The 24,443-nt window shown below is 65.7% G+C and carries 23 protein-coding genes and 1 tRNA gene; 16 read left to right on the forward strand and 8 right to left on the reverse strand.

The window, feature by feature from the left end; genetic code table 11:
• Positions 1–18: 18 nt before the first annotated feature.
• Complete coding sequence (gene gor / locus J7S20_RS15250; RefSeq protein WP_284055112.1) at positions 19–1,368, forward strand: glutathione-disulfide reductase; 1,350 nt, start codon at positions 19–21, stop codon at positions 1,366–1,368.
• Positions 1,369–1,381: 13 nt separating this feature from the next.
• On the opposite strand, the gene J7S20_RS15255 is transcribed toward gor, so the two are convergent.
• A complete protein-coding gene (locus J7S20_RS15255; RefSeq protein WP_284055113.1) occupies positions 1,382–2,647 on the reverse strand; it encodes a dicarboxylate/amino acid:cation symporter in 1,266 nt (421 codons plus the stop codon).
• Between the two features lie 71 nt (positions 2,648–2,718).
• Between J7S20_RS15255 and glmM the strand changes: the two genes are divergently transcribed.
• The 5 genes from glmM to folP all read left to right on the forward strand — a co-directional run bounded on the left by glmM (position 2,719) and on the right by folP (position 8,724).
• Positions 2,719–4,059 carry a phosphoglucosamine mutase gene (glmM, locus tag J7S20_RS15260; RefSeq protein WP_284055114.1) on the forward strand — a complete coding sequence of 447 codons (1,341 nt, stop codon included), beginning with the start codon at positions 2,719–2,721 and terminating at the stop codon, positions 4,057–4,059.
• Positions 4,060–4,248: 189 nt separating this feature from the next.
• Positions 4,249–5,457, forward strand: a complete 1,209-nt coding sequence (gene thiD, locus J7S20_RS15265) for a bifunctional hydroxymethylpyrimidine kinase/phosphomethylpyrimidine kinase (RefSeq protein WP_284055115.1) — start codon at positions 4,249–4,251, stop codon at positions 5,455–5,457.
• Between the two features lie 44 nt (positions 5,458–5,501).
• On the forward strand, positions 5,502–6,143 hold the full coding sequence (rnhB, locus tag J7S20_RS15270) for a ribonuclease HII (protein ID WP_284055116.1): 642 nt from the start codon (positions 5,502–5,504) through the stop codon (positions 6,141–6,143).
• A 222-nt stretch (positions 6,144–6,365) separates the two neighbouring features.
• Positions 6,366–7,499: a site-specific DNA-methyltransferase gene (locus tag J7S20_RS15275; RefSeq protein WP_284055117.1), complete on the forward strand. Its 1,134-nt coding sequence runs from the start codon at positions 6,366–6,368 to the stop codon at positions 7,497–7,499.
• A 97-nt stretch (positions 7,500–7,596) separates the two neighbouring features.
• Positions 7,597–8,724, forward strand: a complete 1,128-nt coding sequence (gene folP / locus J7S20_RS15280; protein WP_284055118.1) for a dihydropteroate synthase — start codon at positions 7,597–7,599, stop codon at positions 8,722–8,724.
• 104 nt (positions 8,725–8,828) lie between these two features.
• Here the strand turns inward: folP and J7S20_RS15285 are convergent, their stop codons facing one another.
• Positions 8,829–9,854: a hypothetical protein gene (locus J7S20_RS15285; protein WP_284055119.1), complete on the reverse strand. Its 1,026-nt coding sequence runs from the start codon at positions 9,852–9,854 to the stop codon at positions 8,829–8,831.
• Positions 9,855–9,904: 50 nt separating this feature from the next.
• Positions 9,905–11,332 (reverse strand): sigma-54-dependent transcriptional regulator, encoded by a 1,428-nt coding sequence (locus J7S20_RS15290; protein WP_284055120.1) that lies wholly within the window; start codon positions 11,330–11,332, stop codon positions 9,905–9,907.
• A 153-nt stretch (positions 11,333–11,485) separates the two neighbouring features.
• Between J7S20_RS15290 and J7S20_RS15295 the strand changes: the two genes are divergently transcribed.
• The 9 genes from J7S20_RS15295 to J7S20_RS15335 all read left to right on the forward strand — a co-directional run bounded on the left by J7S20_RS15295 (position 11,486) and on the right by J7S20_RS15335 (position 18,700).
• Positions 11,486–11,611 (forward strand): aa3-type cytochrome c oxidase subunit IV, encoded by a 126-nt coding sequence (locus tag J7S20_RS15295; RefSeq protein ID WP_284055121.1) that lies wholly within the window; start codon positions 11,486–11,488, stop codon positions 11,609–11,611.
• Between the two features lies 1 nt (position 11,612).
• Entirely contained in the window at positions 11,613–12,737 is a 1,125-nt protein-coding gene (locus tag J7S20_RS15300; RefSeq protein ID WP_284055122.1) for a Re/Si-specific NAD(P)(+) transhydrogenase subunit alpha, read from the forward strand.
• 27 nt (positions 12,738–12,764) lie between these two features.
• Positions 12,765–13,049: an NAD(P) transhydrogenase subunit alpha part 2 gene (locus J7S20_RS15305; RefSeq protein ID WP_284055123.1), complete on the forward strand. Its 285-nt coding sequence runs from the start codon at positions 12,765–12,767 to the stop codon at positions 13,047–13,049.
• A gap of 151 nt (positions 13,050–13,200) precedes the next feature.
• Entirely contained in the window at positions 13,201–14,613 is a 1,413-nt protein-coding gene (locus J7S20_RS15310) for an NAD(P)(+) transhydrogenase (Re/Si-specific) subunit beta (RefSeq protein WP_284055124.1), read from the forward strand.
• A gap of 87 nt (positions 14,614–14,700) precedes the next feature.
• Complete coding sequence (locus J7S20_RS15315; RefSeq protein ID WP_284055125.1) at positions 14,701–15,618, forward strand: hypothetical protein; 918 nt, start codon at positions 14,701–14,703, stop codon at positions 15,616–15,618.
• Positions 15,619–15,700: 82 nt separating this feature from the next.
• Entirely contained in the window at positions 15,701–16,681 is a 981-nt protein-coding gene (locus tag J7S20_RS15320) for a hypothetical protein (RefSeq protein WP_284055126.1), read from the forward strand.
• A gap of 102 nt (positions 16,682–16,783) precedes the next feature.
• Positions 16,784–16,859, forward strand: a tRNA-Val gene (locus J7S20_RS15325).
• Positions 16,860–17,058: 199 nt separating this feature from the next.
• Complete coding sequence (locus J7S20_RS15330; RefSeq protein WP_284055127.1) at positions 17,059–17,886, forward strand: glycine/sarcosine N-methyltransferase; 828 nt, start codon at positions 17,059–17,061, stop codon at positions 17,884–17,886.
• Entirely contained in the window at positions 17,876–18,700 is an 825-nt protein-coding gene (locus J7S20_RS15335) for a methyltransferase domain-containing protein (protein ID WP_284055128.1), read from the forward strand. The genes J7S20_RS15330 and J7S20_RS15335 overlap by 11 nt, the downstream gene beginning before the upstream one ends.
• A 130-nt stretch (positions 18,701–18,830) precedes the next feature.
• Here the strand turns inward: J7S20_RS15335 and J7S20_RS15340 are convergent, their stop codons facing one another.
• The 3 genes from J7S20_RS15340 to J7S20_RS15350 form a co-directional block, all read right to left on the reverse strand.
• Positions 18,831–19,181: a hypothetical protein gene (locus J7S20_RS15340; protein ID WP_284055129.1), complete on the reverse strand. Its 351-nt coding sequence runs from the start codon at positions 19,179–19,181 to the stop codon at positions 18,831–18,833.
• 74 nt (positions 19,182–19,255) lie between these two features.
• Positions 19,256–20,083, reverse strand: a complete 828-nt coding sequence (locus J7S20_RS15345; protein WP_284055130.1) for a glutaminyl-peptide cyclotransferase — start codon at positions 20,081–20,083, stop codon at positions 19,256–19,258.
• A 38-nt stretch (positions 20,084–20,121) separates the two neighbouring features.
• Positions 20,122–20,685, reverse strand: coding sequence for a helix-turn-helix domain-containing protein (locus tag J7S20_RS15350; RefSeq protein WP_284055131.1), 564 nt, complete (start codon positions 20,683–20,685; stop codon positions 20,122–20,124).
• A gap of 99 nt (positions 20,686–20,784) precedes the next feature.
• Here J7S20_RS15350 and J7S20_RS15355 point away from each other — a divergent pair, with 99 nt between their 5' ends.
• Positions 20,785–21,270 (forward strand): DUF6456 domain-containing protein, encoded by a 486-nt coding sequence (locus tag J7S20_RS15355; protein WP_284055132.1) that lies wholly within the window; start codon positions 20,785–20,787, stop codon positions 21,268–21,270.
• A 24-nt stretch (positions 21,271–21,294) separates the two neighbouring features.
• On the opposite strand, the gene J7S20_RS15360 is transcribed toward J7S20_RS15355, so the two are convergent.
• Positions 21,295–21,930: a YqaA family protein gene (locus J7S20_RS15360; protein WP_284055133.1), complete on the reverse strand. Its 636-nt coding sequence runs from the start codon at positions 21,928–21,930 to the stop codon at positions 21,295–21,297.
• 41 nt (positions 21,931–21,971) lie between these two features.
• Positions 21,972–24,401 (reverse strand): DUF2339 domain-containing protein, encoded by a 2,430-nt coding sequence (locus J7S20_RS15365; RefSeq protein WP_284055134.1) that lies wholly within the window; start codon positions 24,399–24,401, stop codon positions 21,972–21,974.
• Between the last annotated feature and the right edge of the window lie 42 nt (positions 24,402–24,443).

A 24,443-nucleotide genomic window follows, 5' to 3' on the forward strand; every position in this document is an offset into this window, starting at 1 on the left:
AGCATTCCGGAGACGTACATGCCTTCCTACGACTATGATCTTTTCGTCATCGGTGCGGGCTCGGGCGGCGTGCGGGCTGCGCGTATTTCGGCGGCGCACGGGGCGAAGGTCGCGATTGCCGAGGAACACCGTGTCGGCGGCACCTGCGTCATTCGCGGCTGCGTGCCGAAAAAATTGCTCGTCTATGGCGCGCATTTCGCCGAGGATCTGCGCGATGCCGCGCGCTTCGGCTGGGAGGTGCCCGATCAATGCGCGTTCGACTGGCAGCGGCTGCGCGACAATGTGCTGGGCGAGGTCGACCGGCTGAACAATGCGTACAAGCAGACGCTGACCAACCACGGCGTCGAGATCATCCACAGCCGCGCGACCGTTTTCGGACCGCATTCGGTGAAGCTGGCCGATGGGCGCGAGGTGAGCGCGAAGACGATCCTGATCGCGACGGGCGCGCGACCGCATATCCCGAGCTGCCCGGGGCACGAGCATGGCATCACGTCGAACGAGATATTTCATCTCGACACGCTGCCGAAGCGCATCCTGATCGCCGGCGCAGGCTATATCGCCAACGAATTCGCCGGCATCTTTCAGGAATTCGGGACGAAGGTGACGCTCATCAACCGGACCGACGTGATCCTGCGCGGCTATGACGAATCGATCCGCGACCGCCTGCTCCAGATTTCGATGACCAAGGGCATCGACTTCCGCTTTCACGCCGAATTCCGCGACATCAGCAGGGGCGATGACGGATCGCTGACCGTCGAGATGATGGGGCACGACCCGATCACCGTCGATTGCGTTCTGTTCGCGACCGGCCGCGTGCCCAATACCGAAGGCCTGGGGCTGGAAAATGCCGGTGTGGAGATCGACGAAAAGGGCGCGGTGAAGGTCGATGCCCAGAATCGTTCAACCTGCGACAGCATCTATGCGGTCGGCGACGTCACCAACCGCGTCCAGTTGACGCCGGTCGCCATCCGCGAGGGGCAGGCCTTCGCCGATACGGTGTTCGGCGACAAGCCCACCACGGTCGATTATGACTGCATCCCGAGCGCGGTATTCAGCCATCCGCCGATGGCCGGCGTCGGCATGACCGAGAGCGAGGCGAAGGAAAAGCTGGGATCGGTAAAGGTCTACACCTCCGATTTTCGTGCAATGAAGAACGTGCTGGCCGAACGGAACGAGCGCGCGCTCTACAAGATGGTGTGCGACGGCGCGAACGGGAAGGTCGTCGGGCTGCACATGATCGGCCCCGATGCGCCCGAAATTCTGCAGGCGGCCGCGGTCGCGGTGAAGGCGGGGCTGACCAAGGACCAGTTCGACCAGACCGTCGCGCTGCACCCGAGCATGGCCGAGGAACTGGTGCTGCTGAAATAGCGGGCGGGCGCGGCTAGTCGGCGGCGAGCAGCGCGTCGGCCGCGCTCTCGGGCGCCTCGCCTTCTTCATCGACGATGACGGCGGTCACCGCGACGTCCATCATCACGTTGCCGATGGTGCGGATGATGTCGGGCATCGTCTCCACCGCGACGAGCAGCGCGAGCGGCGCGATCGGCACGCCCATCGCCACCGCGATCGGCGCGATCGAGCTGATGAAGCTGACCTGTCCGGGCAGGCCGACCGCGCCCATCGTCGTGATCGCCGCGGCGGCGACCCCGGCGGCAAGCTGGGCGGGACCCAGATGGATGCCGAAGACATGCGCGACATAGATTGCGACGGCGATGTTCATCACCGGACCCGTAAAGCGGAAGATCGCGACCGCCATCGGCAGGACGACGCCCGAACTGGCGACATGCAGGCCGACCTTTTCGGTGCTGCGCAGCATTTCGGGAAGCGAGGCGATCGACGACTGGGTCGAGGCGGCGACCGCCTGCGACGGCGCGACCGCGCGGGCGAAGCGGCCCAGCGGCACGCGGCCGAAGAAAAACGCGAGCGGATAGGCGATGAGCGAGACCACCGCACCGACACCCGCCACGATCAGGATATAGTGAACCAGCGCGCCGAACGCCGACGTGCCGGCACGCGCGCCGACGACATAGGCGAGCGCGAACACGCCGATCGGGCCGATCCACAGCACCCAGTTGATGACGATCAGCATCGCATCGGCAAGCGCCTGGAAGAAGCCGGTAAGGCGTTCGCGCTGGTTTTCGGGCAATTGCGTTACCGCGAAGGCGAAGACGGTGGTGAAGACGATGAGCGGCAGGAAGCTGCTGTTGGCGGCCGCCTCGACCGGGTTGGTCGGGATCATCGCCTGGAGAAATTCGGAAAATGGTGGAATCGGCCCGACCGGCTTCGCCGCGGCGAAGGTGTCGCGCAGCGCCGCCGCTGCATCGCCGGCGAGCGGGAACCAGTGGAGCGCGATCGGCGTAAGCAGCGCACCGAGGATCGACGATGTCCAAAGGAGCGCGATGAAGATCAGGATCGACCGCGTTGCCAGCCGGCTCGCACGCGCGGCCTTTGCCGTCGCGCCGATCCCGGTGACGAGCAGCGAGACGACGAGCGGCACGATCGTCATCTGGAGAGCGTTGAGCCAGGCGGTGCCGACCGGCTTGATATAGGCCGACCATGCGACCGCCGTGTCGGGGGCGAGTGCGGCGGCGCCGATGCCGACGGCCAGCCCGGCAATCAGGGCGATCAGAATGCGGGTGGCTCGGGACATGCTCGCTCTTTTTACCTTTGGTCGTTATCAACGGCTTCGACGTGTCGCGTAGCGTGAAGACGAGAGCAGGGATGGCAAGAAAATATTTTGGCACCGATGGCATTCGTGGGGTTACCAACCGTCTGCCGATGACCGCCGCGATGGCGATGAAGGTCGGCATGGCCGCAGGCGCGCATTTCCGGCGCGGCGATCACCGCCACCGCGTCGTGATCGGCAAGGACACGCGGCTTTCGGGCTATATGATCGAAAACGCGCTCGTCGCCGGTTTTACCAGCGTGGGCATGGACGTGGTGCAGGTGGGGCCGATGCCGACACCCGCCGTCGCGATGCTGACGCATTCGATGCGCGCCGATCTGGGCGTGATGATTTCGGCCAGTCACAACCCCTTCGCCGATAACGGGATCAAGCTGTTCGGCCCCGACGGGTTCAAGCTGTCCGATGCCGATGAGGAGGCGATCGAGGCGCTGATCGACGGCGAGGTGCCGCTCGCCCCCGCCGCCGATATCGGTCGGGCGCGCCGGGTGGAGGATGCGCGCGGGCGGTATATCCACGCCGCCAAGATGACCTTTCCGGAAGATCTGACGCTCGACGGGCTCAAGATCGTCGTCGATTGCGCCAATGGCGCGGCCTATCAGGTGGCGCCGTCGGCGCTGTGGGAACTGGGGGCGGAGGTCGTGACGGTCGGCGTCAGCCCCAACGGCAAGAATATCAACGACCGGGTCGGCTCGACCGCGCCCGATACGCTGTGCGAGACCGTTGTCGCGCACGGCGCCGCGATCGGCATCGCGCTCGACGGCGATGCCGACCGGCTGATCGTCGCCGACGAACGCGGCCATGTCGTCGATGGCGACCAGCTGATGGCGGCGATTGCCGGCGGCTGGGCGCGCGAGGGGCGGCTGAACGGTGGCGGGCTGGTTGCCACGGTAATGTCCAATCTGGGGCTCGAGCGCCATCTCGGCGCGCAGGGGCTGAACCTCGTCCGCACCAAGGTCGGCGACCGCTATGTGCTCGAGAAGATGCGCGCGAGCGGGTTCAATGTCGGCGGCGAGCAATCGGGGCATATCATCCTGTCGGACTATGCGACGACGGGTGACGGGCTGATCGCGGCGCTTCAGATCCTCGCCGAGGTTGTTCGCGCGGGCGCCCCGGCCAGCGAGGTTCTCAACCGGTTCGAACCGGTGCCGCAGCTCCTGAAGAATGTCCGCTTCGACGGCGGCAAACCGCTCGACGACGGCAAGGTGAAGGACGTGATCGCCAAGGCGGAGGAGGAACTGAACGGCACCGGCCGCCTCGTCATCCGCGCATCGGGCACCGAACCCGTTATCCGGGTGATGGCCGAAGGCGACGACAAGGCGCAGGTCGAAACGGTCGTCGATCGCATCTGCGAGGCGGTGCGGGCGGCGGCGGCATAGCCAGCGCACGAAAGATCGCGCGCCTTAAAACCCTTCCCTCTGTAAATGTTGGGAATGCGGTGGCACAGTCTTGCCCATGCCGATCCCGTGCCGTGCCTTGCTGACCAATGACCGCGCCGTCCGGGGTGCCGCGGGAAGGCGGGGCGAGGGGGGGCGTGGTGTAAACTTCGCTAACTTCCGGGTGCGGGCATGAGCGTTCCGCGCATCCTGATCGTCGCGGGGTCCGATTCGGGCGGTGGGGCCGGCATCCAGGCCGACATCAAGACGGTGACGATGCTCGGCGGGCACGCGATGACGGCGGTCACCGCGATCACCGCGCAGAACACGCGGGGCGTGCAGGCGGTACACGCTATCCCGACCGACATGGTGATGGCGCAGATCGATTCGGTGATCGACGATATCGGCGTCGATGCGATCAAGATCGGCATGATTGGTTCGGCGCGGACGGCACATGCGCTTGCCGACAAGCTGGCGGCGCTGCCCGACATGCCGATTGTGTTCGATCCGGTAATGGTGGCGACGAGCGGGGCGGCGCTGGCGGACACGCCGACAATCGCGGCGTTCGAACGGCTGATGGCGCTGGCGACGCTGACGACGCCCAATCTGCCCGAACTCGAAGCGCTGACCGACCGGGGCGTCGCGACGCGCGCGGCGCAGGTCAAGGCAGGCGCGGCGCTTGCCGAGCGTTGCGGTCGCGCGGTGCTCGTCAAGGGCGGGCACGGCGATGGCCACACGATCACCGACCGGCTGTTCAACGCGCATCCCGATCTGCCGCCGCTCGTCGAATGGAGCGATCCGCGAATCGACACCGACCAGACGCACGGCACCGGCTGCACGCTGTCGAGCGCGGTGGCGACCGAGCTTGCCAAGGACTGGTCGCTCGCCGATGCCATCGATCGCGGGCGGAGCTTCGTCCGGCTGGCGCTGCGCGAGGCGCCGGGGCTGGGTGCCGCATCGGGGCCGATGGGGCAGCAGTCGGTGCGCCTCGACCTCGGCCAGACGCGCTGGTCGCCGATGCTCAACCAGGTGACGGTGCCGGCCGACGATTTCGCGGCGAGCGAACATTTCTACCGGTTGCTCGGCCTGAAACAGATCGTGCGCACCCCGCCGCGCTATGCCCGCTTCGAATCGGAAGGTGGCGCGACGCTGTCGATCGAAGCGCGCGGCGAGATGGCGGGCGAGCCGGTCGTCTATCTGGAATGCGGCGATCTGGACGTGACAGTCGAGACGCTCAAATTGCTCGGCCTGAAATTCGATAGCGATCCGACCGACCAGAAATGGGGCTGGCGCGAGGCAAGGCTGTGCGATCCGGCGGGGAACATGGTCTGCCTGTATCAGGCGGGCGAAATGCGCCGCTATCCGCCCTGGCGGCTCGCCGAGGGCGATCCCGATGCGTAGCCGGACTTTTACCGCATGCCGCGACACGATAGTGGTGCGCGACCATGCCTAGCCGTAAACATGAAAAGCTCTATCCCGCACCCGTTTGCGGCGTGGACGAAGCGGGGCGCGGGCCGCTTGCCGGGCCGGTCGTCGCCGCAGCCGTCATCTTGCCGACACGCAACTGCCCACGCGGGCTCGACGATTCGAAGAAGCTGACCGCGACCACCCGCGCCACGCTATACGAGCGCATCCGCGAGCGCGCGGTCGTCGGCGTCGGCATCGTCGAACCCGACGAGATCGACCGGCTCAACATCTATTGGGCGACGATGAAGGCGATGACGCTCGCGGTCGAGGCGCTGGGGTGCCCGCCGGGGCATGTGCTGGTCGACGGCAACCGCCTTCCGCGCTGGAGCTACCCGGCGACGGCGATCGTCGGTGGCGACGCGCAGGCGATGTGCATCGCCGCCGCCTCGATCATCGCCAAGCACACGCGCGACACGATCATGATTCGCCACGCCGAAGCGCATCCGCATTATGGCTGGCATTCGAACAAGGGCTATGGCTGCCCGCACCATCTGAAGGCGCTGCGCGAACACGGCCCGAGCCCCCTGCACCGCCGCAGCTTCGCGCCGGTCGCGCAGGCGGAACTGCCGCTTGAGCAAGGTATCCAACCTCCGCCTTTGGTGGTTCGGTCCCGGCAGTAACTGCATGGCTGCGGCATTATGTCGACGCACGTGAAAGTGAGTCTTTCGCGCCACACCCCATCCCTTGTGCCTGTGGATAACTTTCGGACTCAACATCTTCCCGGATGCCATGATGTTCCGGACGTTAACCTTTCTTAACGCCTTGCCGTTAACCATTGTTCGCTTGACGGACTCTGCAGAATCCGCAGAAATCCGCCGCTCTCAAACGAAGGGGCAAGGGTGATGGGGGTTTTGGAAAAGGTCGCAGCGAAGCCGCGCGTGGCGAAGGAAGCGCCGTCAGCGCCGTTGCCGCTCGACACGATCCTTCAGGATGATTGTATCGCGGCGATGAAGTCGCTGCCGGCCAAATCGATCGATATGATCTTCGCCGATCCGCCCTATAACCTCCAGCTCGGCGGCGATCTCAACCGCCCCGACGGAAGCCAGGTCGATGCGGTCAACGATGCCTGGGACAAGTTCGACAGCTTCGCCGCCTATGACGCCTTCACCAAGGCCTGGCTCGCCGAGGCGCGCCGCATCCTGAAGGACAATGGCTCGATCTGGGTGATCGGCAGCTATCACAACATCTTCCGCGTCGGCACCGCGATCCAGGATTCGGGCTTCTGGATCCTGAACGACATCGTCTGGCGCAAGGCGAACCCGATGCCCAATTTCCGCGGCACGCGCTTCACCAACGCGCACGAAACGCTGATCTGGGCGTCGATGGGCGAGAAGGCGAAATACACCTTCAACTATCGCAGCATGAAGACGCTGAACGACGAGCTGCAGATGCGCTCCGACTGGGAATTCCCGATCTGCGGCGGGCCGGAGCGGTTGAAAAAGGACGGCCATAAGGTCCACCCGACGCAAAAGCCCGAGGCGCTCCTATACCGCGTGATGCTCGCGGCGTCGAAGCCGGGCGACGTGATCCTCGATCCGTTCTTCGGCACCGGTACCACCGGGGCGGTCGCCAAGCGGCTCGGCCGCCGCTGGATCGGCATCGAGCGCGAGGGCAATTATATCGAGGCGGCGCAGGAGCGTATCGACGCCGCGCTGCCGCTCGACGAATCGCAATTGAAGACGATGCAGGCGAATACGAAGAAGCCGCCGCGCGTCGCGTTCGGCCAGCTCGTCGAAAACGGCTATCTCGCCCCGGGCACCGTCCTCACCGACACCAAGCGCCGCTGGCAGGCGGTGGTCGGCGCCGACGGATCGCTCACCTGCGATGCGGTTTCTGGATCGATTCACAAGGTTGGTTCGACCATCCAGAATGCACCGTCCTGCAACGGCTGGACCTTCTGGCATTACGAGGCGGAAGGGGGGCTGAAGCCGATCGACGCGCTGCGCCAGACCTATCTGCTGGCGACGCAGCCCTGACGGCATCCTCCCTCCGGCCGAGGCTGGAGTCGCTGGCCGCAGGCGCTATGGATGCTGGCAGACGATCCCGGCTGTCGCCGGGATGACGGAGGAAAATGTGTCCGACTTCGCCAGCATCCCCGCGCATGCCGATCTCTATCTGCGGCCCGTGCAGTTCGTCGATTCGCCGATCGGCCTCGACGGCCAGGTCGCCCGGCTGGCGGGTGGGCTGGTGTGGTTCGCCGCCTATGAGCTGATCGCGGTCACAGGCGGGCGACGTGTCGTCCAGCAGCCGGTTCCCGTTGCCGGGTTCGAAGCGTTGCTCGATTCGGTCTCGGCGGCGCAGCGCGAGCGGCTGTCGCTGCTCGCCGAGCTTATTTCGGCGGCGCGCGCGCCGATCATCGCGGGCGAGCGCGTGTTGCGGCTCGATCAGCCGCTGGTGATGGGCATCCTCAACATGACGCCCGACAGTTTTTCCGATGGCGGCGCGAATATGGGCGATCCCGATGCGGCGGCGCAGGCGGGTTTCGACATGGGAACCGCGGGTGCGGCGATGGTCGATGTCGGCGGGGAATCGACGCGGCCGGGCGCGAAGACGGTCTGGGAGGGCGACGAGGTCGAGCGCACCCGGCCGGTGATCGAACGGCTCGCGCGGTCAGGCACGCCGGTGTCGATCGACACGCGCAAGGCCGCGGTGATGGAAGCGGCGCTGTCGGCGGGCGCGCATATCGTCAACGATGTTGCCGCGCTGCTGTGGGACGACCGTGCGCTCGAGGTGGTGGCGAAGGCCGGGTGTCCGGTCGTCCTGATGCACTCGCCCGAACCGACCAAGGGGCCGCATGGTGGATCGGGCTATGGCGACGTTCTGACGGAGACGTTCGACTGGCTGGAGGCGCGGATCGAGGCGGTGGTCGCCGGCGGCGTCGAGCGGGCGAAGATCATCGTCGATCCGGGCATCGGCTTCGGCAAGGCGATGCAGGACAATCTGGCGTTGCTGAACGGCCTGTCGCTGTTCCACGGGCTCGGCTGTCCGGTACTGCTGGGCGCAAGCCGCAAGCGGATGATCGGCGCGCTGTCGAACGAGGCGCCGGTGGGCGAACGGCTGGGCGGCTCGATCGCGCTGGCGCTGAAAGGGGCGGAGCAGGGCGTGCAGTTGCTGCGCGTCCATGACGTGCCCGAAACGGTGCAGGCGCTGCGCGTATGGCGCGGGATGAAGGACGCGGCGCTCGTCGGTCGGCCCGGGTGACGCTTCAGGGGTAATCTGGTTTCCCCGGCGCGCAGTTCGAGCACGTCTTCCGGTGCTTCGGTGCGGTTGGCGTGTGGCGGCGTGATGGGGATGTGGCTGTTCGGCTAAGCGCCTTGGTTGGTGGCAAAGCTGAGGTCGTGCAGCACGCCCTGATAGCCGGTTTGCGGTTTTTCATCGCGCCAGCTGCGTACAACGATGACAGTGCGCCCGCCGGCCGGAAGGAAGATGTAATCGGCGCCCTGTCCTTCGGCGCCCTCGCGTATGCGAAATCCGGTGCGGTCGGCGAGTGTCGCATCTTTCGCGCGCTTCGGACCGAAGCTGTCGCGCAGCGTGTCGATCGGCTGTTCGGCAAGCGCGAAGGCGAGCCCTGCTTCCTTTTCGGCGGTGCAGGTGGAGGCCTTTCCCGACAGGCCATAGCGGCAGCCATCATGGCCGAGCTTCGCCGCGCGCGCGACCGGCAGCAGCTTGGTCGCGGCAAGTTCGGTCTTGTGGTCGGGCGGGAGCGACACGGTGGTTTGTACCGCGCGCAGCCGATCGGGCCGGTAGCGATAGGTGAGCGGGCCGGTGCTGCCGAGCAGCATCAGGCTGTCGAGCGTCTTTTCGGCGACCTGCGCCATGTCGTTGGCGGGGGGATAGCTGAAATGCGCGGTGACGAGCCGCATGGCGTCCGGCCGGGCGAGGCGCAAGGCGACGCGATTGCCGACGCCGTCGCGCGCGGTGGCGCGCCAGGTGGTTGCGGTACGATTGACGACGCTGACATCGCTCAGCCCCTTGCTGGCCTGCGCGATCTGGCTGGCAAAGCTCTGACCCAGCGCGTTGTGCGTGCCGAAAATGCGCAGCGATGCCGTACCGCTGCGAAAGACGCGGCCGTCATTGTTCTGCGGCGCCGCTTCGGCGGTGAAGCCGGGCGGCGTGGCGATGGCATAGTCGAAGCGGCGATTGGTGTAGCGCGCCCATTCGCCCGTCGGGGTGGGCGTCGGTGCGGGCGCTGCACGAGGCTTGTCGAGGTTCGCGGTCGGCGTATTTCCAGCAGGCGCTCGATCGGGCGAGCGTTGCGGCGCTGGTTGGTCGCTACCCTGCGAACACGCGGCCAGAGCGACAAGCGCGGCGGTCGGAAACAGGTATCGCATGCCCCATCAAGGCACGCGATCGGCGCGTGGTTCCGAATCGCCTGCTCTTGTCAGGCGGCGTGCTGGTCGATGCCGAGTTCGCCGAGCTTGCGATACAGCGTCGAACGGCCGATGCCGAGGCGGCGCGCAACCTCTGTCATGCGGCCGCGATAATGGCCGATGGCGAGGCGGATGACATCGGCCTCGATATCGCCGAGCGCGCGCAGGTTGCCGTCGGGATGAAACAGCGTGACGCCGGCATGGCCGGTCTGGCGTTCCTTGCCCGATCCACCCGCCGGGATGCCGATCGCCAGTTCCGCGATCTGCGGAAAATCGGCGCGGGTGAGCGCTTCGCCCTCGCAGAGCACCGCTGCACGGAACAGCGCGTTGTGAAGCTGGCGAACATTGCCCGGCCAGTCATAGCTGGCGAGCAGGGCAAGCGCGTCGTCGGTAATGCCGAGCGGGCGCAGGCCCGGTTGCTCGGCGATGCGGCGCAGCAGGTGGCGCGCGAGCGGGGCGACATCGCCGCTGCGTTCGCGAAGCGGCGGGATCGTCACCTGGACGACGTTGAGGCGGTAATAGAGATCCTCGCGGAATCGCCCGGCCTCGATTTCCTCGCTGAGCGTCTTGTTGGTCGCAGCGATCACGCGGACATCGACATGCAGCGTGTGCCGCGCGCCGATCGGCTGGATCTCGCCCGATTGCAACACGCGCAGCAGCTTTACCTGCGCATCGACCGGCATCTCGCCGACTTCGTCGAGGAACAGCGTGCCGCCATCGGCTTCCTGAAAGCGACCGATCTTGCGTTCGAACGCGCCGGTGAAGGCGCCCTTTTCGTGACCGAACAATTCCGATTCGACGAGATTTTCGGGAATGGCGCCGCAATTGACGCGCACCATCGGCTTTGCATGGCGAGGCGATGCGGCATGGATGGCATCGGCGATGACTTCCTTGCCCGCACCGCTTTCTCCTTCGACAAGGACAGGAACGCGCGCGCGCGCCGCCTTTGCCGCGATGGCGAGCGCGGCGCGGAATTTGGGCGCGGAGCCGACCACCTCGTCGAAGGCGAGCGGCTGCGACATTTTTTCGGTGAGCGGGCGCAATTCTCCCTTCGCCTCTTCGCCGATCGCCGAATCGAGCGCGGCGAGCAGGCGTTCGGCGGCGATCGGCTTGACCAGGAAATCGGTCGCGCCCGCGCGCATCGCGCCGACCGCGTTCGACACAGACCCGTTGGCGGTGAGCATCAGGATCGGCAGCAGCGGACGGTTGGCGCGGAGTTCGGCGATGAGCGCCGCTGAATCGCAATCGGGCGCCCAATGGTCGAGCAGGATCGCGTCGAGCGCCATCCCGTCGGGCGTGCCGAGTGTCGCCAGCGCCATTTCGGCGTCGTCGGCAAAGACCGTGCGCCAGCCACGCCGCGCGGCAATCGCGGCGACAAGCCGGCGCTGTGCCGGTTCGTCGTCGATCAGCATCAACAACCGCTGTCCTTCTCGCGTCATCTGCCGGAATGTCCCTGTTGTCCCGTATCTGGTCAGTGGTGATAGGCAGAATGGGTAAAGGTCAGCTTAAATCACAAAGGTCGCGGAAGGGCTTGAGGGGGCGGGACCACACGGTTATTGATTCGTAACGAAACTATTGCCGAGGGGATTGCCATGGCCGGCGAAGGCGACATGCAGGCGCATGAACAGACATATAATTCGGTCATAAACCTGCTCAAATACGGCGCGGTCATCTGTTTCCTGATCGCGTTTTTCGTTATCTGGCTGATCGCCGGCTGACGTGAAGATCGCGGTCCTCAAGGAACTGGCCGAAGGCGAACGCAGGGTCGCCGCAACACCCGAAACGGTAAAGAAATTCACCGCGCTGGGCGCCGATATGGCGGTCGAGACGGGGGCGGGCGAAACCGCTTCCTACAGTGACGACGCATATCGCGAAGCGGGCGCCACCGTCGGCGCGCGCGGCGACGTGCTGAAGGGCGCGGATGCGGTGCTGGGTGTGCAAGGCCCCGATCCCGACAGCCTTTCGGGGCTGGAAAACGGGGCGTGGCTGATTGCGGGACTCAATCCCTTTGGCGAACGGGCGCGGATCGATCGCTATGCCGAGCTGGGTGCGGAGGCGCTGGCGATGGAGTTCATGCCGCGCATCACGCGTGCGCAGTCGATGGACATCCTGTCGTCGCAGTCGAACCTTTCGGGGTACAAGGCGGTCCTCGACGCGGCCGCCGAATATGGCCGCGCCTTTCCGATGATGATGACCGCGGCGGGCACCGTGTCGGCGGCGAAATGCTTCGTGATGGGCGTCGGCGTGGCGGGGCTTCAGGCGATCGCCACCGCCCGCCGGCTCGGCGCGCAGGTGTCCGCCACCGATGTCCGCGCCGCGACCAAGGAGCAGATCAAGTCGCTCGGCGCCAAGCCGATCTTCGTCGAGGAAGGCGGGATCGAGGGGGAGGGCACCGGCGGCTACGCCACCGAGATGTCCGACGAGTATAAAAAGGCGCAGGCCGAACTGGTGTCGGGGCATATCGCCAAGCAGGACATCGTCATCACCACCGCGCTGATCCCGGGCAAGCCCGCGCCGCGCCTTATCTCCGACGCGCAGATCGCGACGATGCGGCCGGGCAGCGTGATCGTCGATTTGGCCGTCGAACAGGGCGGCAATGTCGAAGGGTCGGTGCCCGGTGAGATCGTCGAAAAGCACGGCGTGAAGATCGTCGGACACAGGAACGTGCCGAGCCGGCTCGCCGCTGATACGTCGGCGCTGTTCGCGCGCAACCTGTATAATTTCCTGTCGGCCTTCTGGGACGAAGACGCGAAGAAGCCGGTGTTTCCCGACGATGACGAGATCGTCCAGGGCGTTCGCGTGACGAAGGACGGCAAGGTCGTGAGCGAGAGGCTGCTGGGCTGAGGCACCCGAAGGAGGGGCGACGGACGAATGGATTTCATCAGCATATTGTCGATCTTCGTGCTGGCCTGTTTCGTGGGCTATTACGTTGTCTGGTCGGTGACGCCGGCGCTCCACACGCCGTTGATGGCGGTGACCAATGCGATTTCGTCGGTCATCATCGTCGGTGCGCTGATCGCGAGCGCGGGCGCGGGCGAGGCGGTGGCGAAATGGCTGGGGCTGGCGGCGGTGGTGCTGGCGAGCGTCAACATCTTCGGCGGCTTCGCGGTGACCGAGCGGATGCTCGCCATGTACAAGAAGAAGGAACGGTCTTGATCCTCCCCGGCACGGGGAGGGGGGCCATGCGAAGCATGGTGGAGGGGGCTCAGCCGGTGGCGCTGTGGACTGAGGGGGCGCGTGTGTGGCGTCGCCCCTCCACCACGCGCCTGCGGCGCGCGGTCCCCCTCCCCGTGCCGGGGAGGAATTGATGCACGAAGCAGCACCAGTCAATCCGTGGGTGGCGCTGGCGTATCTGGTCGCCGGCGTCTGCTTCATCCTTGCGCTGCGCGGGCTGTCGAGCCCCGAGAGCAGCCGCCGCGGCAACCGTTTCGGCATGGTCGGCATGACGATCGCGATCGTCACGACGCTCGTCACGCATGACATTGCGAGCCTGCCCGAGATCGCCGTCGCGGTGCTCATCGGCGGCGGTGTTGGCTTCGTCATAGCGCGGCGAATTGCGATGACCGCGATGCCGCAACTTGTGGCGGCCTTTCACTCGCTGGTGGGTATGGCGGCGGTGTTGGTGGGGTGCGCGGCCTATTTTAACCCGGCGGCTTTCGGGATCGCCGAAGCAGGCGTCATCTTCCCCGTCAGCCGGATCGAGATGGGGCTGGGTGTCGCGATCGGCGCGATCACCTTTTCGGGCTCGGTAATCGCTTTTGCCAAGCTGAACGGGAATATGTCGGGCAAGCCGATCCTGCTGCCCGGCCGGCATTTCCTCAATCTCGGTACATTGGCGGTTATCCTGGGGCTGATCGCCTATTTCACGCAGGACCAGGCGCCCTGGATATTCTGGACGGTGACGGTGCTGAGCTTCGTCATCGGCTTCCTGCTCATCATCCCGATCGGCGGGGCCGACATGCCGGTCGTCGTGTCGATGCTCAACAGCTATTCGGGCTGGGCGGCGGCGGCGATGGGGTTCACGCTGCACAATACCGCGATGATCATCACCGGCGCGCTGGTCGGCTCCTCTGGCGCGATCCTGAGCTACATCATGTGCCGCGCGATGAACCGCAGCTTCATCAGCGTGATCGCCGGCGGCTTCGGTTCCGACAGCGGCGGCGGGGCCGAGGGGGCGGAGAAGATCGACCGGCCGTGGAAGCGCGGCAGTTCCGAGGACGCGGCGTTCCTGATGAAACAGGCCGAACAGGTCATCATCGTCCCCGGATACGGCATGGCGGTGGCGCAGGCGCAGCACGCGCTGCGCGAGATGGCCGACAAGCTGAAGGAGGAAGGCGTCACGGTGAAATACGCCATCCACCCGGTCGCGGGGCGGATGCCGGGGCATATGAACGTGCTGCTCGCCGAGGCGAATGTGCCTTATGACGAGGTGTTCGAGCTCGAGGACATCAATTCGGAGTTCTCGCAGACCGATGTCGCCTTCGTGATCGGTGCGAACGACGTGACCAACCCGGCGGCAAAGACCGACAAGTCGTCGCCGATCTACGGCATGCCGGTGCTCGATGTCGGCAATGCCAAGACGGTGCTGTTTTCGAAACGGTCGATGGGCGGCGTGGGCTATGCCGGTGTCGACAACGAGGTCTTCTACCAGGACAACACAATGATGCTGCTCGCCGATGCCAAGAAGATGGTCGAGGAGATCGTGAAGGCATTGGATTGATCCGGGGGAGCGGTTCGTTCACGATCGCGTGAAATCGCTCGGCCAGCGGCCATGCGGGGGCGTGGCGGGCCGGGACAAGGGGGAAATATGCTGGATATCGGGGAAGCGATCGGCGCCGGGTTTCGGGTGCTGCGCGAACGGCCTGTCGCCGGGCTGATCTGGGCCGCGGTCTATTTCGTGGCGACTGCGATCATCGGCGCGATCTCGCTGCCGCTGATCCGTCAGCAGATGCTGGCGGCGCAATCGGGCGATTTTTCGGGTGCCGCGCCGTTCATGGTCGAGGTGCAGGCGCTCAACATCCTGATGGTGCTCGTCATGCTGGTGCTGTGGTCGGCGAGCTACCGCGCGGTCCTGCGTCCCGAGGACGACCGGTTCGGCTATCTTCGACTGGGCGGAGACGAACTGCGCCTGTTCCTGCTGTCGCTCATATTCCTGATCGTCGCCGTCGCCGTGCTGTTCGCCGTTTCACTGCTGTTCGGAGTGCTGGGCGCCGGCGCGATGCTGGCGATGGGCGGCGGAAGGGGCGGCGGTGCGAGCGCGGGCGGGATATTGATCGCCGTCGTGCTGAGCATCGCATTGCTTGCCGCTATGGTCTTTCTGTCGGTGCGCTTCGCGCTCGCCTTTCCGCTGACATTCCAGCGCCGCAAGATCGTGATCGGTGCGGCCTGGCGGCTGTCGCGGGGTAGTTTCTGGGCGATGCTGGTGGCGTTCCTCGTCGTCGCGGTGATCTACATGATCCTCGCGACGCTGGTCACGCTCATCACCGGGGCGGGCTATCTGTCGATGATGGCGAGTTCGTTCAGCGACCCTGCGCACATGGGCGAGGCCGCGCGGCAGATGATCGATTCGCGACTGGGCGGACTGACCGCGATGAGGGTGCTGAGCTGGGTGCTGAGCACCGTCGCGGGAACGGTGTGGATCGCGATGTCGGGATGCGGGCTGGCCGATGCCGCCCGGCAACTGACCCCCGATTCGGCCGAGGAAATCGCAGCGATCTGGGAGTGAGCGTCGCGGCGGCCGGCTATATCCGTATCGGATGTATCTCGGCTCAACCATTCCGGATCAATCGGGCATGGAAGGCGAACAGATGACGAACCCGGAGTTGCCGATGCCGCCTTCCGCCAATGTCTCGGACGGATTTCGTCCGATCCCGTCGGTCTTCGCGATTCTCGGCGACGCCGCCGCCGAGCGGTCTGCGCAGGAGGCGGTGACGCTGGCCGGTGCGCGGATCGTGGCGAGCGTCGGCTTTGGCGAAGCGCGCGACCGCCTGGAGATGCAGGCAGCGCTCGACGTGATCCTGATCGATGCGATCGGCGCGCACGCGGACGATGTCGATGCAGCGCTGGGCGTCGTGCTCGATACCGCGCGCGAAACCGGAGCCCGGATCGTGGCGATCTTCGAAGAGGAGCAACTCGACGCAATCGCGGCGCCGCTGCTGGGCGAGGATGTGCAATTGCTGTGCGCACCTTCGCTGGCCGAGCGGGCAAGTGCGCTTGCGCTTGCCGGGCGGAGCGGACGCGCGGTGTTTCACGACAGCGGTCGCGAAAACGAGGCGACGCGGCTGCGGCGGCTGAACGAACAGGTCGCGGAAATCGCACAGGCGCTCGCCAAATTGACGCAGGAAGACGATTCCTACGGCAGGCAACCGTTGCGCGATCGTCAAAGCGACTATGCGCCGCCGCCGATCGCCGAAGCGGAAAGGTCAAATGCCGTGCCGACCGATGTCAGCGCCGCAGAGGTTCGCGACGTCATCCGCTTGCGGCGCTTGCGCGCGCGCTTCTTCGATGCCGGGCTGTTTGCCGACCCGGCCTGGGACATGCTGCTCGACCTGTTCGCGGCGCGACTGGAACGGGCGCGGGTTTCGGTATCGAGCCTGTGCATCGCCGCCGAAGTGCCGCCGACAACGGCGCTGCGCTGGATTTCCACGATGACCGAGGCCGAGCTGTTCGAACGCGAGGCCGACCCCCATGACCGGCGGCGCGCCTATATCGTGCTGAGCGAACGCGCCGCCGACGGCATGTCTCGCTATTTCGCTTCCGCCAAGCAGGCGCAGCTGGCACTTGCCTGAGCCCGGCGCCCGACCCGGGCGGCCAAAAGGCGCTGTTGGTCGTTGCTTCTCGCGAGGGGCTTGCCGCTGGCGTCGGCTTGGCCTATCGCCCGCGCACCGGAAGGGCGGTTAGCTCAGTTGGTAGAGCATCTCGTTTACACCGAGAGGGTCGGCGGTTCGAGCCCGTCACCGCCCACCAGATACCCAGCATCCTGAAATCGTTTAGATAAGCGTGCGCTTTCGAAAGTATTTTCGGAATCGTGCACACTTGGTTTGCCAATGGCCGCAGGCTTTGTTCTAATACCCGCCAACAATCCAGCGCTGCACTACCTTCCGCCCGGCCGTTTTGGCCGCGATTTTGCGGCTGCCACGCGATCGCACAACGCAAGAGGTACGCTATGCCATCAAGCAACGAACCGGGCGTTTTCGCGCCTGATGCCAAACAGGATTATGGCGACGACCCCAATTCGGTCCGTAATACGGAGCATTACAAGAACGAATATGTTCGCGGCTTCGTCGACAAGTGGGACGAACTGATCGACTGGGATGCCCGTGCCGAAAGCGAGGGGCGATTCTTCATCGACGTTCTGAAGGCCCGCGGAAAGAAGAGCGTTCTCGACGTTTCGACCGGAACGGGCTTTCATTCGGTACAGTTGCTGAAGGCCGGGTTCGACGTGACCTCGGTCGATGGGTCGGCCGAGATGCTGGCAAAGGCGTTCAAGAACGCGATGGACCAGGATCTGATGCTGAAGACGGTCCATGCCGATTGGCGCTGGCTGAACAAGGATGTCCACGGCAAATATGACGCGATCATCTGCCTGGGGAACAGCTTTACCCATCTGTTCGAAGAGGATGATCGCCGCCGGGCGCTCGCCGAGTTCTACGCCGCGTTGAAGCATGACGGGATTTTGATCCTCGATCAGCGCAATTACGACCGAATCCTCGACGACGGATTTTCGACCAAGCACAAATATTATTATTGCGGCGACAAGGTTTCAGCAGAGCCCGAATATGTCGACGATTCGCTGGCGCGGTTCAAATACAGCTTCCCCGACGGGTCCGACTATCACCTGAACATGTTCCCGATCCGCAAGGATTATGTTCGCGGACTGCTGCGCGATGTCGGCTTTCGCAAGCTCCACACCTATGGCGATTTCATGGAAGAGGGCGAGGAAAAGGCCCCCGACTTCTTCGTTCACGTTGCGGAGAAAAGCTATGACGGTTGATGCAGGCGTCGCCACCGCGCGCGATTATTACGACAGCGACGAAGCCGATGATTTCTACAACACCATCTGGGGTGGCGAGGACATTCATGTCGGCATCTATGACAACACCAGCGACATTCGCGAGGCGAGCCGGGCGACGGTCGACCGCATGGCGGAAATGCTGGGCGACATGTCGGGCAGGACGCTGCTCGACCTCGGCGCGGGATATGGCGGCGCCGCGCGGGTGATGGCCCGCGACCACGGAGCGAAGGTGACCTGCCTGAACGTCGCGATGGTCGAGAATGAACGCAACCGCGAGCTGACCAGGGCGGCGGGGCTGGAGGACAAGGTCGCGGTGGTCGACGGGTCGTTCGATGCGATGCCGTTCGACGATGCCGGTTTCGATGCTGCGTGGAGCCAGGATGCGATCCTCCACGCGCCCGATCGCAAGGCGGTGCTGCGCGAGGTAGCACGCGTGCTGAAGCCCGGCGGCGAGTTCATCTTCACCGACCCGATGCAGGCCGACGACCTGACCGATGACGGTGATTTGCAGCCGATCTACGACCGTATTCACCTGCCCAATCTAGCGTCGTTCGGATTCTATCGCGAGGAGCTCGGCAAGCTCGGCTTCGACGAAGTGGCGGTCGAGGATCGCAGCGCGCAGCTTCGCAACCATTATGCGCGCGTGGCGGAAGAACTGTCGGCACGGCGCGACGAGGTGAAGGCGGGTGATGCCTTTGTCGACCGGATGCTGCAGGGTCTGTCGCACTGGGTCGAGGGCGCCGATGCCGGCAAGCTGACCTGGGGCATCATGCACTATCGCAAGCGCGGCTGACACGCGCCTTTCGCTGCTCGCGTGAAGGACGGGCCGATCTGACGTGCCGGTAGGGCGGGGTACCTCCCCACCGGCACCGATTCGGACCCAGGTCGCAATTCGGGCACATGCACCGCTGCGATTTTGGTGCCTAATCCACCGAGTATTCGGGCTGTCCGTTCTTGATCCGCAGCGTCAGATAGGCGTTGTCGCAAAAGTCGATGCCGCGCCAGATCAGCGGGTCGCCGCTCGAAAATTCGGCGCGTACATCATATTTGCATTGGTCGTCGGCGCGCGGGAAAAAGACCGAAGATCGCTTGGTATCGGCAAGCTTGTCATGCTTCAGCCGGTTTTCAGCCCAGTCGGTCTGCCCGGTAGGCTGTACCTCAATCTTCGTGATTGTCCGGCCGGTCGCGTTGGTGATCAGAAAATCAAGATTCTGCGCGTTCGCTTGCGAGGCGACGCAGAGCGCGACCAGCACCATTGTACGGCGTATCATCATGCTCATCCCCTCCTAGGGAGCGGCGATCATGCGCTTTTGTGGCTACGCCGACAAGTTCGCAACCTTGCGGATGTTCAGGGGCGACTGGTCGGTGGTGATTCTGCAGAAACAGCCGGACTGGCCCTATCGTGCATCCGGTCTGCGGAGGATTGGTCCTCTGTCATGCCCTGCGGCAGCGCGATCTGATACAGATGGGGCCAGTTCTTGCCGGTGATGTACAGCCGGTGGTGACGCCGGTCCCACGCGATACCGTTTGCGACCGAATCGATATCGTGCAGATCGAGCGAGGCGACGATTGCCGACAGGTCGATCCAGCCGATCACCTTACCCGAAACGGGGGCGATGCGGGCGATGAGCGGGCGCATCCAGATATTGGCCAATATCTCGCCATTGACGAATTCGAGTTCGTTCAGGCGCTGCACCGGCCTGCCGCGCCACGTAACCTTGAGCCGGCGCACGACGGTTTGCGTGTCGGGATCGAGGAAGCGCAGCGTGGCCGTGCCGTCCGACAGGATCAGATGGCGGGCATCGCTCGTCATGCCCCAGCCTTCGCCCGTATAGGCGAACTTACCCGTCGCACGCAGATCGGGCAGCGACCAGATGAACCCCCGGCCGCCATGCCAGGTGACGCTGAACAGCCGTTTCTTCCACGCAGCGATTCCTTCGCCGAACAGCGGCGGCGCGATTTCGGTGCTGGCGAGGATGTGACCGGTTTTGGGGTCGATTCGGCGAATGAACGAGGTGCCCGCCTCTCCCGTGCTTTCGTAAAGCGCGCCGTCGTGAAACAGCAGACCCTCGGTAAAGGAGCTGGTGTCGTGCGGGAGGATAGCGAGCACTTTTGCCGGTTCGATGGGTGTGTCGGCGGCAGCGTGCAGTGGCGTCTCGGCAGCGGTGAAGGCCAATGGTGCGGCGCAGGCAAGCGCCAGGGCCAATGCGCGGATCACAGCGGGCGCACCAGCTGTACCGCGCACGCGATCCAGGGCGGGTCGGTAATTACCTGTTGCCGCGCACCGGCGCCCGGCGGCAGCAGATGCAGGCGGTTGTCGTCGCGGCCGATCAGGCGACCAAAGGCGAAGCGGCCGGCAGGGCGGGGGACGAGGATGTCGCGGTTGAGCGCTTGGGCGAATGCATCGGGGGCGAGGCGTTCGCACCAGATTTCATCGCCGGAACGATAATCGCCCGCGCCGCCCGCAACGGTGACCGCGACCAGCCCGGCACCGGCATGGGGCGGGGTGATGCTGGCCGGGTGGCGCGGGGCCGCCGCGCTCGCGCCGTCGAGGATCGCTGCGACCGGGATGTCGGGGCGGTCGGGGAGCTGAACGAGGTCGGCGGCATCGACGTCCAGCGCGGCGGCGATGCGGTTGAGCCATTTGACCGATACGGTGCGCGTTCCCGTTTCGAGGCGACCAATCGTCTGCGCGGTGGTCGGCGGGTCACAGCGTTTTGCGACGTCTTCCAGCGTCAGTCCCTTGGCGCGGCGGACTTCGCGGATGGCGGTAATCATGTTGCAGTCTCGCTGAAATAACCAAATCGGTTTTTCACTTTCCTACATCAGGGCCGATCTGGCAACCCTGTCGCGAATCGAACGGTGTGGGGAGCGACGATGCGCGAATTGGCGGAACGGGCGATCGACAATAGCGGCGTGCGACGCGACCTGCCGCTGAAGGGCGCGCGGCGCGGGCGCAGCGTGACGGTGAACATGGCCGAATCGCCGCTGTCCTGGCTCCGCTCGCGCAAGTTGATTACGGCGCGGCACTATGATGCAGGCGAACGGCTTCGCGACGATTACGAACGCGCGTCGCTGGGGCCGAGCGTAACGATGCGCTGGGACGCATCTCCAGCGGCGAAGGGCAGGCGCGGACCGCCCGAAGCGAGCGATCCGACGACCGCGCAGCTTTCGGCGAAGCAGCGCTTCGACGCGGCGCTCGCGGCGGCGGGGCCGGGCTTGCAGGACGTGCTGTGGCGCGTGGTGTGCGCCGGCGAAGGCTTGCCGGCGGCGGAAAAGGCGCTCGGCTGGCCGGCGCGCGCGGGCAAGCTGGTGCTGATGCTGGCGCTCGACCGCGTAGCGGATTTCTATCGGATCGGGTGAGGGGCTTCGACCGGCGGTCGGCGATCAGCGCGGGGCGCCCAGCGTCGCCTTGCTGCACTGGTCGCCCGCGCCGTGACCACCCTCCAGCTGGCCGATGAGAAGGATCCCGCCGACCACCAGCACGACGAACGCGATGGTGAGCAGCGCGAGATATTTCTCGATAAACGCCTTTGCCCATGCGCCGAACAGGCGGAAAAGCAGCCCCACCACCATGAATTGAAATCCGCGGCTGAGAATGCTCGCCCAGATGAAGGTGAACAGGTTCATGTGGATGAACCCGGCAGTGATCGTCACCAGCTTGAACGGGATCGGCGTCGCACCCTTTATGAGAATGAGCTGCCAGCCATATTCGCGCAGATAGCAGGCCGCGACCGGGAATTTCTCGGTCAGGCCGAGCGCTGCGAGCAGCGACTGACCCACGCTTTCGTAGAGGAAATAGCCGATCGCATAGCCGAACACCCCGCCCAGCACCGATGCGACCGTGCAGATCGCGCCGAAGCGCAGCGCGCGCTTCGGGTTGGCGAGGCACATCAGCCCGAGCAGCGGATGCGGCGGGATCGGGAAGAAGCTCGATTCGATGAAGGCGAAGAGGAACAGCCAGCGTTCGGCATGCGGGTGCCCCGCCTTCGCCAGCGTCCAGTCGTAAAGGCGGCGCAACATGGGGCGGGGTTAGCCGAGGGCTTCGCGCTTGGGAAGAGGGGTCAGGCGTCCGGGACGGCGGCAGGCTGTGGCCCGGCTAGGAAGCGGCCATAGGCCCAGCCGATGCCGATGAGTGCGAGGCCAAGGCCGAGGAAGGAGAGAATGCGCAGCACCCCTTCGAGCGCGGAGGCGTCGATCAGGAACACCTTGAGCGTGACGATGGTGAGAAGCGCAAGGCCGAACAGCCGCAGATCATGTCGGCCGGCGGCAATGCCGCGCCACAGCCAGCCGAGCGCAAGCGCGAGGAGCGCGGCCGAATAGCCCCAATTCTCGCCAATGCCGATCGGGCCGGTCAGGAATGCACCATGCGCGGCCTGACGCACGGCGGCGAGGATGGCGAGGATGGTGACGAGCGCGGCGGTGCGGCGGGTGGTGATGCCGGGCGGCAACGTCCAGAACCACAAGGCGGTCAGCCCGGCGTCGGCGACGGCGAGATTGAAAAGCGGAAGCGGGCCGACCCATTGTGCGACCAGCGCGGGGTTGGCGATCAGGCAGTCGAACCACACAAAGCGCAGCGCGCCCAGCAGCAGGAGCGTCCGGCCGAGCGATGCCGCGCGGCCGGACCGGAGCAAGGCCCAGCCAGCGCCGAGACAGGCCTGCGTGATGATCGCGCGTTCGAGGAAGCCGACGGCTTCGAAGCGCGTCGTTGTGGCGATGGCGAACGGCTGCTTGGCGAACGCATAGAGCGCGAGCAGCGCAAGCGTGATCGCGGCGGTGAGCGTTGCGGCGCGGAAGCGCGCGAACTGGCGGCGATCGGCAAGCGCGATCGCTATGGCGGTGGCCGACGGGACGGCCAGTGCGCGGGCGACCGCCCCGAGCGAGGGCAGCATCGGATAGGGGAGCAACTCGCCCATGATCGAGCGCGCGATCAGATCGGAAAAGCCGCTCAGCGGGACGAAGGCGCAGAACAGGCTGGCCAGGAAGGCGAGCGCGGGGAGCTTGGCGACATCGCCGTCGCCGGTGCGGTGCGCCCATGCCGCGAGCGCGTCCATGGCGATGGCGAGTGGGACGCCTGCCCAGGCGAAGCCAAGCAACTGGGTGGTGCCGAGCACGAACAGTGCGGCCGCCAGCGCCGCGCCGCCGATCAGGCCGGGATCGCGCTGGCCCGTGCGATCGTGGTCGTGAACGCTGCGTGCCGCACATGCCAGCGCGGCGACGAGGAAGAGGGCGGCCCAGATCGCGGGCGTGAAAAGCCCGTCGGCGAAGGCGTAGAGCGTGGTGATCGGCAACGCGGTGCCGCCGAGCGCGACGAGCGCCCATTGGCGATGTCGGCGCGCATGGAGGTGCCCGGGGACTGCGAACAGCACCGTTGCCACCGCGACCGCATAGGGCGTGATGCTGCGCTCTGCGTGGATCAGCGCCGCGGCGGTGAGGAGGAGAACGAGCAGCAGCGCGGCCGAAACGCCCGGCAGATAGCACGCATCGCGCCATGCCAGCGCGACTGCGGCGGCGGCGAGCGTCAGGTAGAGCGCCCATGCGAGCAGATCGAAATCAAGCGCGGGGGCGAACAGGATCAGCTGGGCGAGACCGGCGACCAGCGGCGCGATCCGCACCCAGACAGGCAGCGAACCGCCTTGCGGAAGCGAAACCGAGGCGCCGATGGCAAGCAGCACGACGAATGCGCCGACGCCCGCCATCCGGTTGTCGGCGAGCATGAAGAGCAGGAAATTTGCCCAGGCGAATCCGGCGGCGCAGGCGGCAAGCGCGAGCCAGGCCCAGCCGCGCCGGATAGCGAGGCCGAACAGCGCGGCGATCATCAATGCCAGATAGACGAGGAGCGGCGCGAGTCCGGCGGCGTCGAAACCGGCGACCAGCGGCGCTGCGAACCCGCCGACGAGCGCCATGATCGCGGTCGGCGGCCCGTGGCGCAGCGCGAGGAACAGCGCGAGCGCGGTGATCGCCAGCATGACGATGAAGGCGGAGAGCGGCGCGACCAGATGATAGAGCGCAGCGGCCATGTAGAGCGTGGCATAGGCCGACGCCACGCCCGCACCCGAAAGCGCCTGGCCGACGCGCGGATCTTCGCGAAACAGCGCAAGGCGGTGCGACGCCTCGCTCGCCGCGATCAGCGCCAGTGCGAACAGCCCGGCGAGTGCGGTGCGCACGCCGGGGCCGAGCAGGCCGATTTCGACTGTATAGCGAACAAGGAAAAAGCCTGCGAAGACGAGTGCAGTACCGCCGATCCAGATCGGCAGGCGGCCACCGATCAGCGTTTCGAAATTGAATCGAGGACGCGGCGATTTGGGCAGCTTTGGCGCGGTCTCGCGCTGCGGTTGGACGCGGCGCGGTGCGGCGGGGGCTTTCTCCGGCTCCGTCGCGGCGGACGTTGGCCGTGCGGCGTCGATGCGCTGTTCGAGGCGTCTGACACGGCGCTGCAGGCGTAGCAGCGCGGCGAACAGGGCGCCGATGAGGATGAGAAGAAAGGCGGTCACGCTGGCTCCGGCACTGGCGCGGTGTTGTTGCACAAGCCGCGG

The sequence above is a fragment of the Stakelama marina genome, from assembly GCF_018122655.1.
GTDB classification, from domain to species: Bacteria; Pseudomonadota; Alphaproteobacteria; order Sphingomonadales; family Sphingomonadaceae; genus Sphingomonas; species Sphingomonas marina.